Origin of the sequence: Streptomyces sp. NPDC048612 (genome assembly GCF_043199295.1) — a bacterium.
Classification (GTDB): domain Bacteria; phylum Actinomycetota; class Actinomycetes; order Streptomycetales; family Streptomycetaceae; genus Streptomyces.
Map to the genome: position 1 here is coordinate 245,076 of NZ_JBICVV010000009.1, position 17,204 is coordinate 262,279.

Annotated in this window: 14 protein-coding genes; 7 read left to right on the forward strand and 7 right to left on the reverse strand. The window is 73.8% G+C overall.

Annotation, left to right across the window (positions count from 1 at the left end):
• Positions 1–8 precede the first annotated feature (8 nt).
• Entirely contained in the window at positions 9–1,292 is a 1,284-nt protein-coding gene (locus ACGFN2_RS16880; protein WP_393360860.1) for an APC family permease, read from the forward strand.
• Positions 1,293–1,453: 161 nt separating this feature from the next.
• A complete protein-coding gene (locus ACGFN2_RS16885) occupies positions 1,454–2,041 on the forward strand; it encodes a helix-turn-helix domain-containing protein (RefSeq protein WP_362608207.1) in 588 nt (195 codons plus the stop codon).
• Positions 2,042–2,105: 64 nt separating this feature from the next.
• Here ACGFN2_RS16885 and ACGFN2_RS16890 read toward each other — a convergent pair whose 3' ends face one another.
• Complete coding sequence (locus ACGFN2_RS16890; RefSeq protein WP_393360862.1) at positions 2,106–2,999, reverse strand: esterase/lipase family protein; 894 nt, start codon at positions 2,997–2,999, stop codon at positions 2,106–2,108.
• A gap of 296 nt (positions 3,000–3,295) precedes the next feature.
• On the opposite strand from ACGFN2_RS16890, the gene ACGFN2_RS16895 reads away from it, so the two are divergent.
• Complete coding sequence (locus ACGFN2_RS16895) at positions 3,296–3,943, forward strand: pyridoxamine 5'-phosphate oxidase family protein (protein WP_362608211.1); 648 nt, start codon at positions 3,296–3,298, stop codon at positions 3,941–3,943.
• On the opposite strand, the gene ACGFN2_RS16900 is transcribed toward ACGFN2_RS16895, so the two are convergent.
• Together ACGFN2_RS16900 and ACGFN2_RS16905 are read right to left on the reverse strand one after the other, a co-directional pair.
• Positions 3,934–5,046, reverse strand: coding sequence for a hypothetical protein (locus ACGFN2_RS16900; protein ID WP_393360864.1), 1,113 nt, complete (start codon positions 5,044–5,046; stop codon positions 3,934–3,936). The genes ACGFN2_RS16895 and ACGFN2_RS16900 overlap by 10 nt on opposite strands.
• Complete coding sequence (locus tag ACGFN2_RS16905; protein WP_393360866.1) at positions 5,043–8,648, reverse strand: DNA polymerase III subunit alpha; 3,606 nt, start codon at positions 8,646–8,648, stop codon at positions 5,043–5,045. The genes ACGFN2_RS16900 and ACGFN2_RS16905 overlap by 4 nt, the downstream gene beginning before the upstream one ends.
• Before the next feature lie 218 nt (positions 8,649–8,866).
• On the opposite strand from ACGFN2_RS16905, the gene ACGFN2_RS16910 reads away from it, so the two are divergent.
• Positions 8,867–9,901, forward strand: a complete 1,035-nt coding sequence (locus ACGFN2_RS16910; protein WP_362608215.1) for a DUF3533 domain-containing protein — start codon at positions 8,867–8,869, stop codon at positions 9,899–9,901.
• Between the two features lie 203 nt (positions 9,902–10,104).
• Here ACGFN2_RS16910 and ACGFN2_RS16915 read toward each other — a convergent pair whose 3' ends face one another.
• Complete coding sequence (locus ACGFN2_RS16915) at positions 10,105–10,758, reverse strand: HAD-IA family hydrolase (protein WP_362608217.1); 654 nt, start codon at positions 10,756–10,758, stop codon at positions 10,105–10,107.
• Between the two features lie 343 nt (positions 10,759–11,101).
• Positions 11,102–11,872: an SDR family oxidoreductase gene (locus ACGFN2_RS16920; RefSeq protein ID WP_362608219.1), complete on the reverse strand. Its 771-nt coding sequence runs from the start codon at positions 11,870–11,872 to the stop codon at positions 11,102–11,104.
• Positions 11,873–11,980: 108 nt separating this feature from the next.
• Between ACGFN2_RS16920 and ACGFN2_RS16925 the strand changes: the two genes are divergently transcribed.
• From ACGFN2_RS16925 to ACGFN2_RS16935, 3 genes are all read left to right on the forward strand, one after another.
• On the forward strand, positions 11,981–12,730 hold the full coding sequence (locus ACGFN2_RS16925) for a TetR family transcriptional regulator (protein WP_393360869.1): 750 nt from the start codon (positions 11,981–11,983) through the stop codon (positions 12,728–12,730).
• A 404-nt stretch (positions 12,731–13,134) separates the two neighbouring features.
• Entirely contained in the window at positions 13,135–13,575 is a 441-nt protein-coding gene (locus ACGFN2_RS16930) for a subtilase-type protease inhibitor (RefSeq protein ID WP_362608222.1), read from the forward strand.
• Between the two features lie 90 nt (positions 13,576–13,665).
• Positions 13,666–14,457 carry a metallophosphoesterase family protein gene (locus ACGFN2_RS16935; RefSeq protein ID WP_393360871.1) on the forward strand — a complete coding sequence of 264 codons (792 nt, stop codon included), beginning with the start codon at positions 13,666–13,668 and terminating at the stop codon, positions 14,455–14,457.
• An 88-nt stretch (positions 14,458–14,545) separates the two neighbouring features.
• On the opposite strand, the gene ACGFN2_RS16940 is transcribed toward ACGFN2_RS16935, so the two are convergent.
• Complete coding sequence (locus tag ACGFN2_RS16940; RefSeq protein ID WP_393360873.1) at positions 14,546–15,622, reverse strand: S1 family peptidase; 1,077 nt, start codon at positions 15,620–15,622, stop codon at positions 14,546–14,548.
• 488 nt (positions 15,623–16,110) lie between these two features.
• Positions 16,111–17,034: a slipin family protein gene (locus tag ACGFN2_RS16945; RefSeq protein WP_393360875.1), complete on the reverse strand. Its 924-nt coding sequence runs from the start codon at positions 17,032–17,034 to the stop codon at positions 16,111–16,113.
• Positions 17,035–17,204 lie beyond the last annotated feature (170 nt).

Genomic DNA, 17,204 nt, shown 5'->3' on the forward strand with positions numbered 1-17,204 from the left:
CGGCGACTGTGACCGTACAACAGACATTGCTTCCTGCATCCGGACGACCGGATGTACGGCGGCTGGGCGTCGGCAGCGGTACCGCGCTGTGCGCCGGTGCCGTCCTCGGCCCCGGCGTCCTGACCCTGCCGTCCCTGGCCGCCGCGGCGGCCGGCCCCGCCTCGGTGCTGGCCTGGGTGGTCCTGCTCGCCCTGTGCGTACCGGTGGCCGCCTCGTTCGCGGCGCTCGGCGCACGGTTCCCCGACGGCGGTGGCGTGGCCACCTATGTGCACCGGGCGGTCGGGCCGCGGGCGGCGGCCGTGGTGGGGTGGTGGTTCTACGGGGCGGTGCCGATCGGGGTGGTCTCGGCGGCCTGGATCGGCGGGAAGTACGTGGCCGGCGCGGCCGGTTGGGGCGGTACGGGCGCGGTCGTCGTGGCCGGTGCGGTGGTGGCGGTGGCGCTGGTCTCCAACGCGGTGGGCCTACGGATGTCGGGCCGGGTGCAGCTGCTGCTCGGCGGGCTGCTGGCGGTGGTGCTGCTGGGCACGGTGCTGGCCGCCGCCCCGCAGGTGTCCGCCGCCCACTTCACCCCGTTCCTGCCCGGCGGCTGGACCTCGGTCGGGTCGGCTGCCGGGGTGCTGTTCTTCGCGTTCGCCGGCTGGGAGGCGGCCAGCCATCTGTCGGGCGAGTTCGCCGACCCCGGGCGGGACCTGCCGCGGGTGACCCGCCGTACGCTCGCCGTCATCACCGTGCTCTACCTGGGGCTCGCGGTGACCACGATCGGTGTGCTGGGGCCGGCCGCGGCCCGTACCGACACCCCGCTGACCGAGCTGCTCCTCCGGAGTGTGGGCGGCGCCGCACGGCCGGTGGCCGCCGTGGCGGCGCTCTTCCTGACCTTCGGCGCGGTCAACTCGTACCTGGCCGGGGCCTCCCGGCTGGGTGCGGCGCTCGCCCGGGACGGGGCGGCGCCGCGCGGGCTGGCCAAGGGCGGGGCGCCGGGTGAGGTGCCGCGGCGGTCGCTGGCGGTGCTCGGCGGGGCGGCCGGGCTCGTGGGCGCGGCGGCGGGCCTCGGCGGCGCCGACCTGGACCTCCTGATGAGGGCCACCGCCACCTGTCTGGCGGCGGTGACCCTCGCCGGCCTGGCCGCCGCGCTGGTGCTGCTGCCCCGCCGCACTCCCCTGTGGTGCGGCGGGTGCCTGAGCGCCCTGCTGACGGCGGCCGTGCTGGCCTTCTCCGGACGGCTGCTGCTGATCCCCGCGGGGCTCGCCTGCGCGGCCGTCGGCTTCCTGACGCTGCGCCGCGTCACCCGGTGAGACGGCACGGTGTCCGGACGTGCCGGCTCCGGCGGGCGGTCCGGGCACGGTGCCCGTACCGGCCCGTTCACGCACGTCGCAGCCCCTCGCGCCCTTCCACGGCCGTCCGCGCCCCATTCTAGAGGCGCCTCTCCAATATAGTGGAGAGTAACCTCCAGAACATGGCCAGGCCATCCCGGTTCGACACCGCGCAGCTCCTCGACGCCGCCGTACGGCTGGCGGCCGAGTCCGGGCCCTCGGGTGTCACCATGTCGGCGGTGGCGGCCGCCGTCGGCGCGCCCAGCGGCTCGCTCTACCACCGTTTCCCCGGCCGCACGGCGCTGCTCGCCGAGGTGTGGCTGCGCACCGTCGAGGGCTTCCAGGCGGGCTACTTCGAGGCCCTCGAATCCTCGGACGACCCGCGCGCCGGGGGCCGGGCCGCCGCCCGGCACGTCGTGGCGTGGAGCCGTGCGCACCCCGCCGAGGCGGCGCTGCTGCTGTACGGGGCCCGGGAGTTCGGGCGGGACGACTGGTCCGACGCGCATCTGGTGCGCGCGGAAGAGGGGAACATGCGGGTACGGGCCGCCCTGGCGGCGCTCGCGGGGGCGCTGGGGCTGCACGGCAGGGAGGGCTTCGACCGGGTGACGCTCGCCGCCGTCGACCTCCCGCTGTCGCTGGTGCGCCGCCATCTGCGCGGCGGCACACCGCTGCCCCCGCACGCCGAGGACCTGGCGGAGCGGTGCACCGACGCCCTGCTGGCCATCGACTGACCGGCACCCCCCGTACGGAGCGTGGCCCGGCCCCGCAGAAGCGGCGGGCCGGGCCGGCCTCCGGTCAGTTCGACACGCAGGTGGTCGGGGTGGCGTGGGCCGGGTCGAGGGCGTTGGCCGTCTCGTGGAAGGCGATGCGGTCGACGAGACCGATGGCCACGTGCTCGGAGAGGTCGAGCGCGCACAGGTCCTGGACCACCACGTTGCGGACGCCGGGGCCGTCGAGGAACGCGCTCCGGTAGGGCGTGACGACCTCGTCGTACTTGGTCGCGATCACCGTGTAGTGCACTCCGGGGAGGGTGTCTCCGCCCTCGTTGAGGCGGTTGAGGACCTCGGAGCCGGCGATCTGGTCGGCCAGCCCGGGGGTCAGCTCGTGGAGGTACTTCTTGGCGCCGGGGAAGTGGTCGAGCAGACGGGTCAGACCGTTGAGATCGGTGCCGTGGTTGTCGGGGGCCAGCCCGACCAGCGTGTTGACCTTGCCCGCGCCGCCGTGGAACTTCAGGTACACCCGCGCCATCATGCCGCCCTGTGAGTGGCCGACCAGATCGGCCTTCCCGGTGCCGGTGGCGGCCAGCACCCGGTCGACGTACGCGGCGAGCTGCCCGGCGGACGCGTCGACCGCGCCCAGCCCGTGGAAGAACGGGACGCCGGGCAGCTGGCCGTAGTCCAGGGAGAAGACGCAGTAGCCGCGGGCCACCAGGTAGGGCGCGAGGCCGAGCCAGTTGTCGACGGAGTTGCCGAGGGTGCCGTGCACCAGGATCACCGGCCGCGGGTGGGCGGCGGAGGGCTTGCAGGAGTAGTTGTTCCAGCCGCTGCTGACGGCGGTGCGCTGCGCCGCCTCTCCGGCCTGTGGGGTGGCGGAGGACAGGCGGGCGGCGGCAGCGGGGACGGTGGTGACGCCGAATGCCAGGGCGAGGGCGGGCAGCAGGGTGAGCGTTCTTGACCAGCGCAGCTTCATACGATGCTCCTTGCGGGGTGAGGGGACTCCGAAGTGCTCGGTGAGCCGTTCACGCGATCCGGATCGCAAGGGCCAACGCAGTTGACTGACAGGTAAGTTACGGCTGGGTAAGCACGGTGGACCAGCGGTGTGACGGTGAAGGAAGCACCACACAACCCTCACCGGACGCCCGGGGTGCGACGCGCGGTTTCTGTGCCTGCATGACGCCCCGTCCGTCGCGGCCGGGGCGACTGTCAGTGCCGTCCCGTAGAGTCGTCAACTGCCCGACCAGGCACGCGACATGAGGGGGAACACCGATGGAGACGGCCGGAACGGCGGACCTGACCGGGGTCGTGGAGATCGAGTCGCCGGCGGAGCTGCGCGAGCTGCTCGGTGAGCCCAGCGCCCACGCGGCGCACAAGACCCGCCACCGGCTGCACGACCTCGACCGCCAGTGGCTGGCCCAGTCGCCGTTCTGCGTGATAGCCACCGCGGACGCGCAGGGCCGGTGCGACGCCTCCCCCAAGGGCGACCCCGCGGGCTTCACCCACGTCCTGGACGACACCACCCTCGTGATCCCGGACCGCCCCGGCAACAAGCGCGTGGACGGCTGGATGAACGTCCTCGCCAATCCGCAGGTCGGGCTGAACTACCTCCTCCCGGGGCGCGGTGACACCCTGCGCATCAACGGCCGCGCCCGGCTGCTGCGCGACGCCCCGTTCTTCGACGAGCTGATCGTCAGGAACCATCGCCCGCGGCTGGCGCTCCTGGTGGAGGTCGAGGAGGTCTTCTACCACTGCTCCAAGGCGTTCCTGCGCTCGGAACTGTGGAAGCCGGAGACCTGGCAGCCGGACGCGCTGCCCTCACGGGCCCGGATCGTCAAGGGCCTGGAGGCCCAGGACGTACCCCTGGAGGAGCTGGAGCAGCACTACGGCCCCCGGTACGCGGAGCGGCTCTACGGCTGAGGCCCGGGGCCCCCGGGACCGGAGGGCTTCGCGCCCGGGTGCGGTGAGGTGCGGGTGGTCCGGCCGAGGGCCGCAGCGGGCCGTACGCTCGCGGGCCCGAAGCGCGCCCTGGCCCGGTCGACGGCGACCTCGATGCGGTGCGCCTTGTCGTCGGACGGGTCGAAGGTCAGCTGCCGCGCGGCGCGTTCGGCGCGGCACAGATCCTCCGCGCGCAGCGCCACGGACCGTACCCGCGCCCGCTGCAGCCCGAGCGCGGCATGCAGCGCGTAGGCCGCCTCGGTCAGCGCGGGCCCGTGCGCGGTCGGCCCGTCCAGGCGCCGGGTGCGGGTCGTGGTGGAGCGGTCGGCGTAACGGACGGTGAGGGTGAGCGCGCGGGCCACCTGCCCGCTCCCGCGCATCCGGGCCCCCAGGCCGTCGGCGAGCGAGAGCAGCGCCCGGCGGCGCCGGGCCGGGTCCAGCTCGTCGTGGGCGAAGCGGTGTTCGGCGCCCATCGAGCGGGCCGCCGCGTTGGGTGTCACCGGCGTCGGGTCGATACCGCGGGCCCGCTCGTACACGATCCGGCCCGTCCGGGCGCCGAGGATGCGCTGGAGCGTCGCGGGCGGTGCGGCGGCGATCCGGCCGATGCTGTCGAGCCCGTAGGCGCTCAGGGCGCGCGCGGTCGCCGGACCGACGCCGTGCAGCGCCGAGACCGGCCGGCGGTCGAGGAAGGCGGCGACGGTGCCGGTGTCGTCGGGGACGGCCCGGATCTCCCCGGGCGCCGCCCCCTGCGCCGCCATCCGGGCGAGCAGCGGGTTGGCACCGATCCCGATCGTGCACCGCACGCCGTACCAGGCCAGGGCGCGCAGCCGCACCAGCTCGGCGAGGCCCGCCGCGTCCCGGTCGAAGTAGCGCAGCGCACCGCGGACGTCCGCCAGTGCGGCGTCCGGCGGCAGCGCCTCGACCACCGGGGTGAACCTCCCCAGCAGACCCAGCAGTTGCTCGAAGCACCCGGCGCTCACGGGGGTGCCGTCGGCGGTCCGGAACCGTACGTGGAGCAGGCCCGGCCGCCGCGGGGCGCCGGAGGCGTCCGGCGGTGCGGCGGGGGGCCGCGGCGCGGGGGTCATCCCGCGCTCCCCGGGCTGGAGTGCCACAGCTTCCGGCCGGTGGCGGCGCGTTCGCCGGGCGGCTGGAGGTCGGCCCACGGGTGCATCTCGTAGCCGGTCTCCAGCCGGATGGTGCGGCCCGGGGCGGCGGCCGGTTCGGGCTCCCGGTCGGCACCGGGCTCCTTGCCCGGCCCCCGGCCCGGCCCCGCCGCATCCGTCTCCGGCTCCGGGGTGCCCCCCGTGTCCGGCTCCGCCGCGAGCCGGGCGGCGACCGCCTCCAGCCCGCCCTCGCGGCGCAGTTCGGCCAGCTCGGCGAGGTTCCAGGCGGCGGCACCGACCACGCTGAGGCTGCGCGGGCCGCGCCGCTGGACCGTGCCGCGCACCAGCAGCAGCCAGGAGTGGAAGACCGTGTGCGCACAGGCCGCGTGACTGTCGTCGAAGAAGGCGCAGTCGACCAGCCCCGTGCTGTCGTCCAGGGTGGTGAAGATGACCCGGCGGCCGGAGCGGATCGGCGGTGTCTGGGTGGCCGCCTTGGCCCCGGCGACCAGCACCGTCTCACCGTGCCGGGCGTCGCGCAGCAGCCGGGCCGGCAGCGCGCCCAGCTCGGCGAGGAACTCCCGGTGGTCGGCCATCAGATGGCGGGAGGTGTCCATGCCGAGGACGCCCAGTTCGGCGCTGAGCCGTTCGATGTCGCCGAGGTCGGGCAGCCCGGCCGGCTCGACCGCGTCGACCGGCTCCGCCTCCGCCCCGTCGAGGGTCCGGCCGGGCAGCGTCAGCTGGCCGCCGGGCGCCCGCCGTCCCTGGTGGTGCAGCTCGGCGACGTACAGCAGCAGGTCCCGGCGGTTCGCTCCGAAGGCGTCCAACGCGCCCACCCGGGCGAGGCGTTCGGCCACCGGGCGGCCCGGCCTGGCCCGCTGCCACAGGTCCTGCAGCGAGCGGTAGGGCTGCCCGGCCTCGATCCGCCGCGCCTCGGCCTCGCTCATCCCGTGCACATCGCAGAGCGCGAGCCGCAGCCCCCAGACCGCGGAGTCCCCCGGGCCGTCGCCACGGGAAGCCCCACCGGACACCAGTTCGATTCGATGAGCGACCGCCGACCGGTTCACATCCAGCGGCAGCACCGGCACCCCGCGCCGCCGTGCGTCCGCGAGCAGCAGCCGCTTCGGGTACATCCCCGGGTCGTGGGTGAGCAGCCCGGCGTAGAAGGCCGCGGGGTGGTGCGCCTTGAGCCAGGCGGACTGGTACGTGGGCACCGCGAAGGCCACCGCGTGCGCCTTGCAGAAGCCGTACGAGCCGAAGGCCTCGACGATCTCCCAGGTGCGCGCGATCACGTCGGGTGCGTACCCGCGCCGCTCGGCGCACTGCGCGAACCAGGCGCGCACCCGGCCCTGCAGCTCCGGACGGGACAGCGCCCGCCGCTTCTCGTCGGCCTCGTCCCGTGCACAGCCCGTGATGATCCGCAGCAGCTCGATGATCTGCTCGTGGAACACCACCACCCCGTAGGTCTCGCGCAGCGGCTCCTCCAGGTCGGGGTGCGGATAGCGGACCGCCGTGCGGCCGTGCCGGGCCTCGATGAAGGGCCGCACCATGTCGGCGGCGACCGGACCCGGCCGGAAGAGGGAGATGTCGACGACCAGGTCGTGGAAGGTGGCCGGCTGCAGCCTGCCGACCAGGTCGCGCTGGCCCGGCGACTCGATCTGGAAGCAGCCGAGCGTCTCGGTCGAGCGGATCAGGTCGTAGGTGGCGGGGTCGCCGGGGGGCACCTGCGCGGGGTCGTCGAGGTCGATCCGCCGCCCGGTGGCCCGGCCGATCTCGGCGACCGCGTGCGCCATCGCGGACTGCATCCGCACGCCCAGCACATCGAGCTTGAGCAGCCCCAGGTCCTCCACATCCTCCTTGTCGAACTGGGACATGGCGATGGGGGCACCTCCCATGCCCTTAAGGCTATGGGGGACTTCGGCGCTGGTGGGCACGACCGGCGTACGGTCCAGCAGCGTGACGTCCGACAGCAGCACCCCGCACGGGTGCATCGCGATCCCGCGCGGCAGCGCGTCCAGCGCCTCGACCAGCGGCCACAGTTGCTCGCCGCCGGCCTCCCGCACCCCGCGCAGCTCCGGCAGCTCGGCCAGCGCCGCCCGCGCGTCGCGGGCGCGGATGTGCGGGAAGGCCTTGGCCAGCCGGTCCACCCGCGCCGGGTCCATGCCCAGGGCCGCACCCACGTCCCGTACGGCGTGCCGTACGCGATAGGTCTCGGGCATCGAGACGGTGGCGACCCGCTCCGCGCCGAACCGGTCGAAGATCGCGCGGTAGACCTCCAGCCGGCGGGCGGACTCGACGTCGATGTCGATGTCCGGCAGCGCCGCCCGCCGCTCGGAAAGGAACCGCTCCATCAGCAGCCCGTGCTCGACCGGATCGGCGTGCGCGATGCCCAGGAGGTGGTTGACCAAGGACCCGGCACCGGACCCGCGGGCCGCGACCCGGATGCCCATCTTCCGTATGTCGTCCACGACCTGAGCGACCGTCAGGAAGTACGAGGGGAAGCCGAGCCGTTCGATCGTGCGCAGTTCGTCGTGCAGCCGCGCCCAGCGTGCGCGGTCGTGGTCGTGGCCGCGCAGCACCATGCCGGCGGCGCAGCGCGAGCGCAGCACCCGGGCGGCGGTGCGGTGGCCCGCACCGACCAGCCGCGGCTCGGGGAAGTGGACCCGGCCCAGCCCGATGTCGTCCTGCGGGTCGACCAGGCACTCCCCGGCGGCCTCCTCGGTCATGGCGAGCAGCCGGTGCGCCAGGTCGCGCCGGAAGCCGGCCGCCTCGGCGATCCGCTCGGCGGTGTGGCGCATCGTGGCGCCGTCCTTGAGCCAGCGCTCCCCGCTGTCCCAGGCCTCGGGCCGGCGCCGGTCCACCGGCACCAGCCGGCGGGCGGAGTCCAGGACGTCGGCGACCGGGCCCTGGCCGGGGTCGGCGTAGCGGACCGCGTTGGTCAGGACGGCGCGGAGGCCCTGGTCGACGGCGAAGCCGAGGGTGCGGGCGGCCAGCCGCGGGGAGCCGGGTCCGCTGCCGGACCGGCCGTGGTCGACGACCTCCAGGCGCAGCGCCTCGCCGTACAGCTCGCGCCAGGGGGCGATCAGCCGGGCGGCGCGGTCCGGGCGGCCGGCGGCCAGCGCCCGGCCGACCTCGGAGTCCGGTCCGAGCAGCACGGTCAGTCCGTCCGTGACGGATTCCAGGGCGCTCCACGGGAGGACGGGCTGCTCACCCTGCCCGGCGTGGGCGGCCGAGACCAGCCGGCACAGGGCGGCCCAGCCGGCCGCCCCGTCGCGGGCCAGGAAGACGGCGCGGGCGGCGGACTCGTCGAGGAAGGCGCCGCCGCGCACCGGGGTGCGGCGGCGCGCGGTGGGCGTGGGCGCCGCCTCCCGCTCCGCCACGGCGAGTTCGCTGCCGAACAGCGGACGGATACCGGCCTCGGCCGCGGCCTTGGCGAACCGTACGGTCCCGGAGAGCCCGTCCCGGTCGGTCAGGGCGAGGGCGTCCATCCCCCGCTCGGCGGCCCGCTCGGCGAGCCGCTCCGGGTGGGAGGCGCCGTAGCGCAGGGAGAACCCCGAAGCGGTGTGCAGATGCGTGAACCCGGGCATCCGCACCTCCTGCACCTCACCCGCCCCCGGCTGACCTTGCGTCCCCCGTTCCTCCTCTCCACCATAACCCGCTCATCGAACATTCGTACGAAGACGTACGGGCGGCCGCCCACCGGTCCGCCGATCAGCCCCACCGATCTGCGGACCTCTGCCGCCAACCGGAAGATAAGGGCACCAAAGCACCGAACCGGCCGCCGACGTGTGGCGAGGAGCGAGGCATGGCCACGACGGACGACGGCACCCGCACCACCTTCCTCGGGGAGGTGAAGAGCGCGGTGACGCCCCACGCCGCGCTGCTGGTGCTCGGCGTCCTGGGCCTGATGATCGCGTTCATCACGTCGTACACCGGCGCCTTCCACCACCCCGCGCCGACCGATATGCCCCTCGGCGTCGTCGCCCCCGCGCAGACCAGGGCGCAGCTGGTGGCCAAGCTGGACCGGCTGCCCGGCTCTCCCCTGGACGCGCGCCCGGCGCCCTCCGAACGGGCCGCCCGGCAGCGGATCGCGGACCGGACCCTCGACGGCGCGCTGATCGTCGACCCGCGGGGGAACACCGACCGGCTGCTGGTCGCCAGTGGCGGCGGCGCCTCCCTCTCCCAGGCGGTCGAACAGGTCGTCCGCGCCGCCGAGAAGGCCGGGCACCGCACCGTGCGCACGGTCGACGTGCTCCCCGCCGCCCCGGGCGACGGCCGCAGCCTGTCGTCCTTCTACCTCGTCGTCGGCTGGTGCGTGGGCGGCTACCTGTGCGCCGCGATCCTCGCGATCAGCGCCGGGGCACGCCCCTCGAACGGGCACCGGGCGGTCATCCGGCTGGCCGCGCTCGCGGTGTACGCGCTCGCCGCCGGGCTGGCCGGGACGATCATCGTCGGGCCGGTCCTCGGCGCACTGCCCGGCACCTTCCTCGGACTGTGGGGCCTGGGCGCCCTGACCGTCTTCGCGGTGGGCGCCACCACGCTGGCCTGCCAGGCCCTGCTGGGCATCCTCGGCATCGGCCTGGCGATCCTGCTGATCGTCATCCTCGGCAACCCGAGCGCAGGCGGCGCCTACCCCTACCCACTGCTCCCCCCGTTCTGGCACGCCATCGGCCCGGCCCTCCCCCCAGGCGCGGGCACCTGGGCAGCCCGCTCCCTCGCCTACTTCCACGGCAACGCCCTCACCGGCCCACTCCTGGTCCTGTCGGCCTGGGCAGCGGGCGGGACCCTGCTCACACTGGTCCTTTCGGTCTCCCGCGGGAAGGACAAGAGCCCCGCCTGACCTGCCCCGCCAACCGGGCTTCCCACCCCGCGGTGCGTGCCCTGGTCACGGCCCTCAACCGTTACGACGAGCAGGCGTCGAGCGCTCAGAGTTGGTGTACTCCGACCACTGCATGCCCCAGAACCTCCGCGTGAGGGGCCCCACACGGACAGCACTGGCAGGAGCGCCGGGGCTGACAGCCTTTACTCAGGCTGCAGTTGGACTCACGCGGCGAGCACCGCCGTGACACCGAGGAAGGCCTCCAGCTCGGTCACGGCCGCGTCCTCGTCCGTGACATGGACCGTGGAGATGCCCAAACCTTCCGCCGGCGGAAGGTTCACCGCGTGATCGTCCACGAACACGCACCGCTCGGCGGACAGCCCGATCCGTTCCAGGGCGAGCTCGTAGATGGCCGGGTCAGGCTTGGCCATCCCGACCAGCTCGGAGACGATATGGACGTCGAACAGATCCCAGATGCCGACGTGTTCGTACGGATTGAACGGCTCGAGGCCGAAGCTGTTGGACAGCAGGGCGAGACGGTGACCGGCGCCACGCGCGGCACGCGCGAGCGCGGCCATGCGCCGGGCCGCAGGCACCCCGGCCCAGGCCCGCCCCATCAGATTCACCGGGTCCACATGTGCACCCAACAGTGCGGCCGTGCCCTCGTTCCACTCGGCCTGCCCGATCTCCCCGATCTCCAGAGCCGCGTACAGACGCCGGCCCTCTGGGTGATCGTTGAGAGTGCTGCGCCACGCGCCCGGAGCCAGCCCTTCCGACACGCACCAGGCGCGGTGGACATCAACTGGGCTGGCGGTAAGCACCCCGGCGAAGTCGAGGATCAGGCCGCGCCTGTCGGCGACATCAGTCCTGTGCGGCATCCGGTGACCGTTCCTTCCCTGATGGGTTCTCTCGGCGACGCTACCGCGCACTGACCACGCGGACAGGCGAAGCTCCTCAAACCGACTCGCGCGAGCACCTGGTGTCCTACCTGAAGGAATGCGCGGGCTGCGGGACGCTCGATAGCAGCCGCAAGCGATTCACAACAGGCATCCGCGCACACGGGAAAGCGGGGTTCCGCGGTCGGCGCCGTCCGGGAAGCCAGATACCGGCTCGGGCAGACCTACGACGAAGTCCTCGGTCAGCCACACCACCGCCGCCCACCCGAGCACCCTCCTCCCCCAGCCGTGATCCCCGCAAGAGAAGCCCGGCCCCGCCCCCTGCTCACATATGCGTCCCCCCATCGATCCGGATCTCCGTGCCGGTGATGAACGCGCCGTCCCGTGAGGCGAGCATCGCGATGACGCCGGCGACCGTCTCCGGGCCTGCGAAGCCCTCGCCTATGGCGGGGAAGAGCTTGGTGAACAGGGACATGTCGGCGTCGTCGGGCAGTCCCGGTACCGGGCCGCTGGTCATGCCGCTGGCGATGGAGCCCGGTGCCACGCACACCGCGCGCAGTCCCTGCTTGCTGTATTCGCTGGCGATGGCGTGCGTCATGGACTGGATGCCGCCCTTGCTCGCCGCGTACGCCGACATGTACGGGTGCGCGAACGAGGCCGATGTGGAGCTGAAGTTGACCACGACGGGCGCCTCGCCCTCCAGGAGGGCGGGCAGTGACTCACGGATCATCAGGAAGGTGCCGGTCAGATTGATCGTGAGGACCTGGTTGAAGAGGTCCAGGCCGGTCTCGTGGGTGTGTGCGGCACGCAGGATGCCGGCCGCGTTGACCAGGACGTCCAGGCCGCCGAGGCCGGCCACCGCGGTGGCGACGCCCGCGCGGACCGCGGCCTCGTCGGCCACGTCCAGCACCACGGTCTCCAGCCGGCCGTCGGTGCCCTCCGCGGCGGCGCGGTCGGCGGTGATGCCCAGCCCCGTGGCGTCGATGTCCGCCGCCACCACCCGGCCGCCCTCGGCGAGGACGCGGTGGACGGTGGCCTGGCCGATGCCCGAGCCGGCTCCGGTGATCAGTGCGCGGCGTCCGTCAAAGCGGTTCATGGTCCAGCTCCGTTCTCGAGGTGCCCGAGCACGCTAACGCGCATATGGCACATCGTGCCACTTTCGCCCGTCATGCCGGTCTGTCACGGCACTCCGTAGACTGACGCCATGCCGACCGCGCCCCGCACCGCCCCGCCGCCCCGCCCCTCGCTCACCGAGCGGCGCAAGGCCGAGACCCAGCTGGAGATCGCCCGCACCGCGGCGGCCCTGTTCGCGGAGCGCGGCGCCGCCGTCACCGCCGACGAGATCGCCCGCGCCTCCGGGGTCGCGCTGCGCACCTTCTACCGCTACTTCCGCACCAAGGAGGAGGCGGTGGTGCCACTGCTCGCCAACGGGGTGCGGGAGTGGCTCGACGATCTGGCGACGCCCCCGGCGGAAGCAGAGGCGCTTCCCGTGCGCGAGGTGCTGGAGCGGGCGGCCCGGCGGTCACTGACGCCCGCCGACGAGCCGGCCGCCGAGGCGCTGCGCTGGACCCGCGGGCTGCTGCGGGTGGCGCCGGGCGAGCCGGCGCTGCGCGCGGCCTGGCACCGGGTGCACCACGACTCCGAGGAGGCGCTGCGGCCGGTGCTGGCGCGGCTGACCGGCGCGGGCCCGCTTCAGGTGCGGCTGGCCGCGGCCGCCGCGAACACCGCGATGCGGGTCGCGGTGGAGGAGTGGGCGGCGGGAGACGCGGCGCCGGACGGGCCGCGGGGGCCCGCCACCCTGGCGGTGCGGGCCCTGCGGGCGCTGACGGCGGGGCTGCCGGAACTGGACGCGGCGTGCGGGGCGTACCCGGAGAACGAGCGGGAAAGCGAGGGAAATCCGGGTCGGCGGGGCGAGGGAAAGGGCGGCGCGGCGGCGGCCGGCCGGAGGCGGTGAGGGCGAACGCCGTGACGGGCACACCGGCCCGGTAAGGCGACCGGCGGGCGGCCGGTTCTTACCGCCATCGGCGCCCGGGGCAGCACGGAGGGTCCCTCCGGCCCCCCTCTTCGGCCAATCGCCGGAGATCCAAACCCGCCCGAACGACCGGTCGGCGGCCGGATTCCGTCGTTCCGTGGCCGAGTGGCCTTTGCCCGGGGCATGCCGGGGGCGTCATCCCCGCTGGCCGCGCACAGCTCTCCCCCGGCCGTCCCGCACCACCCCCGGCCGGTTCGCGCCATTACTCTGAGCTTTCACCTAACGACTCAAAGCGATCGCTCCTTGCTAGATCGGGGTGCTTTCGGGGTGCAGTTGGGCCAGACTCCCGTCCGGTATCTGCACCTTCGAGCAAGGGAGTGTTCGTCATGCGGTACATCACTGGGGCGGTCGCGCTTGGCGCAGCGCTGGTTATGGGCACGCTCGCCACCACCGCGCACGCCGTCGCCGCACCGGCGCAGCCCACGCGGACCGGCGGGCTCTACGCCCCGACGGCACTGGTGCTGACGACCGGTCAGGGCGACAGCCGCGCGACCGCCACGGTGCAGCGCGCCGTGACGCTCAGCTGTATGCCGGGAGCGACCGGCAGTCACCCGGACCCGAAAGCCGCCTGCGCCCAACTGCGCACGGTGGCCGGTGACTTCAACGCGGTGACCACCGCCGCGTCGGACCGGCTGTGCACCCGGGAGTGGAACCCCTTCGTGGTCACCGCCGACGGCGTGTGGCAGGGCAAGCGGGTCTCGTACTCCTACACCTTCGCCAACTCCTGCGCGATGGCCGACGGTCTCGGCTCGGTCTTCAACTTCTGACCGGACCACGGCTCAGATCCCCGGGCACCGGACGGCGGTGCCCGGGGATTTCGTGTGCGAGGGGGCGTCGGCGGTCCTTACGCTCGGCGCATGGACGCTTCCCCCACCAGCGCCGGCGCGGGCGTCGCGGTGCTCTCCGACATCCATGCCGTGCTGCCGGCGCTGGAGGCGGTGCTCGACGAACCGGACGTCCGCGCCGCCGGCCGCATCGTGCTGACCGGCGATCTGCTCGCCGGGCCGCTCCCCCGCCAGACCCTGGCGCGGCTGCGCGCCCTCGGCGACCGGGCGGTGTGGATCAGCGGCAACGCCGACCGCGAGATGGCCGCCACCCGGACGGGGGCCGTGCCCGGGGACCCGATGGACGCCTGGGCGGCCGGCCGGCTCGGCCCGGAGGAGCTGGACTTCCTGGGGTCGCTGCCCGCCACCGCGACGCTGGAGGTGGCCGGGCTGGGGCCGGTCCTGTTCTGTCACGCCACCCCGCGCGACGACACCGAGATCGCGCTGGTCGACTCCCGGCCCGAGCGCTGGGCGGAGGTTCTGGAGGGGGTGCCCGATGCGGTGCGGACGGTGGTCTGCGGGCACACCCATATGCCGTTCGTCCGGTTCACCCACGGACGGCTGGTGGTCAATCCGGGGAGCGTCGGCATGCCGTACGGCAGACCGGGCGCGCACTGGGCGCTGCTGGGGCCGGGCGGCGGAGCGGTCACACTGCGGCATACGGCCTTCGATCACGAGGCGGCCTGCGCCCGGATCGCCCGGGAATCGGACTCTCCGTCGGCGGCCGCGTGGGCGGATACCTATGTCCGGGCCCGGTGTTCGGCCGAGGAGGCCCTGGCCACGTTCGGGCCGGGCGACGGCCGGGACACGGCCCCGGGCGGCTGAGCGCCGCGGGACGGTGCCGGGTCCCGGACCATGGGCGGGTCCGGGACCGGGCACCGTGCGCCGGGCCGGTGCGGGGTGTGCCTGCGGGTCAGCCGATCTCCGCGCCGTAGGCCTCCAGGGCCTCGGTGACCGGCTGGAAGAAGGTCTCGCCGCCGCTGGAGCAGTCGCCGCTGCCGCCGGAGGTGAGGCCGAGGGCGGTCTCGCCGTCGAAGAGCGCGCCGCCGCTGTCGCCGGGCTCGGCGCAGACGTCGGTCTGGATCAGACCCTCGACCGTGCCCTCCTGGTAGTTGACGCTGGCGTTCAGCGCCTTGACGGTGCCGTCGTGCACCTGGGTGGTGCTACCGCTGCGCTGCACCTTCTCACCGACGGTGGCCTCCGCGGCCTTGGTGATCTTCTGGGTGCTGCCGTTGTAGAGGTCGACCTCGCTCGGGTGCGCGGTGTCGCCGGAGTACTTGGCGAGCGAGTAGTCGTCGCCGGGGAACTTGGAGTCCTCGGTGGTGGCGATCGCCGAGCCGCCCTGCTTGTCGGACCAGCTCTTGATGTCGTTGCCGCAGTGGCCGGCCGTCAGGAAGTGCGGCTGGCCGTCCTTGACGACGTTGAAGCCGAGCGAGCAGCGGGCACCGCTCCCATAGATCGCGTCGCCGCCGCCGATGAAGGGGGTGAACTTCCCCTTGCTGTGGCGGACCTCGACCTTGCCGCCGAGGCTCTCGGCGACCTTCGTGAGACGGTCCAGCTTGGCGCCCTTGACCGTGCGGTCGGCGGTCACCACGACCTTGTTGCTCTGCGGGTCGATGCCCCAGGAGGTGCCGGGGATGGTCGCCTTCGACTTCAGCGTCTTCCGGGCCGAGTCGAGCTGGGCGAAGGTGTGCTTGACGAGTCTGGCTTCCGCGCCCTTGGCCCGCACGGCCTTGGCCGCCGTCTCGTTCACGACGTTGACCACCAGCTTCTTGGCCTTGGCGTCGTAGAAGGCACCGGCGGTGTCCGTCTTGAGCTGGGAGGCGAGGGTGGTCGCCGCCGCGGAGGTCAGCTTGGCGAGCGCCGGCTTGGGGGCGGGGTCCTGGGACGCGTTGGCGTTGGCGAGGGTGACGGTGGCGGTCGCGGCGAGGGCGAGCGCTCCCGCGCCCGCGAGGACGACGCGCCGGTTGGGTATGCGACGGTGCTTCAAGTCAGAGCCTCCCGTGGGGGAAGAACCCGGAAACCGTGGGGAGTTGTCCGGGCCCGGAGAGTGAGGGGGTCGGGACTGGCACCGGTCCGCCCCGGGAAACAGCGCCCCGAGGAGTCGCGTCCATGCCAAGGTGAGCCGAGTATTCCCATCCGCCACACTCGCGCACAAGACCGAGTTCCGGTCTCCTCCGCGGGAGTTCACCAATTCGTCACACGAAGGCCACACCGACATCCGCGCACCTCGGCTCCGCGTGCGGACATCAACGGACACACGGGACACCCGGCGGACGGCAATGTGTGAGGACTATAGCTGGCCGGAAAACACCGGCCGGGAACCGCCCCCTGGGCCCCCGAAAAGGCCGCATGTACCCCCATCAAGGGGGACATACGGCGCTTTGGCGGACATCGGACCGGGACTCAAAGGCCACCCGCCCCGGCCCCGCGGGAGCCGCCGCCTCCGGGCAGCGGGCCCCGCGCCGCGCGAGGCCCCTACGGGAGATCCTCCACCGGCGGGAGGTCCGCCAGCGCCGGCGGGAGGTCACTCTCCGCGTCGTGCTCGACGGCGGGCGGGGACGTCCGGGGCGGCGCCGCGGCGGGCGGCCGTTCGGCGCTCACCCGCTCCGCCTCGGCCGCCTCGGTCTGCGCCTGGGCCTGCAGCCCGGAGCGCTCCAGGAAGCGCAGCAGCTCGACCGGGAAGGGCAGCACGAGGGTGGAGTTCTTCTCGGCGGCGACCGCCACCACGGTCTGCAGCAGCCGCAGTTGCAGCGCCGCGGGCTGGTCGGACATCGCCGCGGCGGCCTCGGCCAGCTTCTTCGACGCCTGCAGCTCGGCGTCGGCGTTGATCACCCGGGCGCGCCGGTCGCGGGTCGCCTCGGCCTGGCGGGCCATCGACCGCTTCATCGTCTCCGGCAGCGAGACGTCCTTGATCTCCACCCGGTCGACGGTCACGCCCCAGCCGATGGCCGGGCTGTCCATCATCAGCTCCAGGCCCTGGTTGAGCTTCTCGCGGTTCGACAGCAGGTCGTCCAGCTCGCTCTTGCCGATGATCGACCGCAGCGAGGTCTGCGCCATCTGCGAGACCGCGAAGCGGTAGTCCTCGACCCGGATGACCGCGTCGGCGGCGTCCACGACCTTGAAGTAGACCACCGCATCGACGCGCACCGTGACGTTGTCGCGGGTGATGCCCTCCTGGGCCGGGACCGGCATCGTGACGATCTGCATGTTGACCTTGCGCATCCGGTCGATGACCGGAACGATCATGGTGAATCCGGGCTCGCGGACCTCGGACGCCAGCCGCCCCAGTCGCAGTACCACCCCGCGTTCGTACTGCTTGACCACCCGCGCCGCCGCCATGAGGTACACCGTGCCCACGGAGGCCAGTGCCACCCCGGCCGCCACCAGTTCTTCGACCATCACGGCTCCCTGAAGATGTGCCGCACGTGTCCGGATCACGCCACTTACCATGGTATGCCCGGGTCTGGAAGGCGGTCGAGGCTCGGGGCGGACGGACGCGGCCGGGCCCCCGTCCGCCGGCGGACGGGGGCCCTTCGTGCCGCCGGAGCCGGGTCCGGCGTGGGGTGCGG

Bases quoted from the DNA above. Each gene is read 5' to 3' on its own strand.
- ACGFN2_RS16885 (WP_362608207.1), top strand. From the start codon at position 1,454: ATGGCCAGGCCATCCCGGTTCGACACCGCGCAGCTCCTCGACGCCGCC.
- ACGFN2_RS16890 (WP_393360862.1), bottom strand. From the start codon at position 2,999: ATGAAGCTGCGCTGGTCAAGAACGCTCACCCTGCTGCCCGCCCTCGCC.
- ACGFN2_RS16930 (WP_362608222.1), top strand. From the start codon at position 13,135: ATGCGGTACATCACTGGGGCGGTCGCGCTTGGCGCAGCGCTGGTTATG.
- ACGFN2_RS16905 (WP_393360866.1), bottom strand. From the start codon at position 8,648: ATGCCCGGGTTCACGCATCTGCACACCGCTTCGGGGTTCTCCCTGCGC.
- ACGFN2_RS16915 (WP_362608217.1), bottom strand. From the start codon at position 10,758: ATGCCGCACAGGACTGATGTCGCCGACAGGCGCGGCCTGATCCTCGAC.
- ACGFN2_RS16935 (WP_393360871.1), top strand. From the start codon at position 13,666: ATGGACGCTTCCCCCACCAGCGCCGGCGCGGGCGTCGCGGTGCTCTCC.
- ACGFN2_RS16920 (WP_362608219.1), bottom strand. From the start codon at position 11,872: ATGAACCGCTTTGACGGACGCCGCGCACTGATCACCGGAGCCGGCTCG.
- ACGFN2_RS16895 (WP_362608211.1), top strand. From the start codon at position 3,296: ATGGAGACGGCCGGAACGGCGGACCTGACCGGGGTCGTGGAGATCGAG.
- ACGFN2_RS16900 (WP_393360864.1), bottom strand. From the start codon at position 5,046: ATGACCCCCGCGCCGCGGCCCCCCGCCGCACCGCCGGACGCCTCCGGC.
- ACGFN2_RS16925 (WP_393360869.1), top strand. From the start codon at position 11,981: ATGCCGACCGCGCCCCGCACCGCCCCGCCGCCCCGCCCCTCGCTCACC.
- ACGFN2_RS16910 (WP_362608215.1), top strand. From the start codon at position 8,867: ATGGCCACGACGGACGACGGCACCCGCACCACCTTCCTCGGGGAGGTG.
- ACGFN2_RS16945 (WP_393360875.1), bottom strand. From the start codon at position 17,034: ATGGTCGAAGAACTGGTGGCGGCCGGGGTGGCACTGGCCTCCGTGGGC.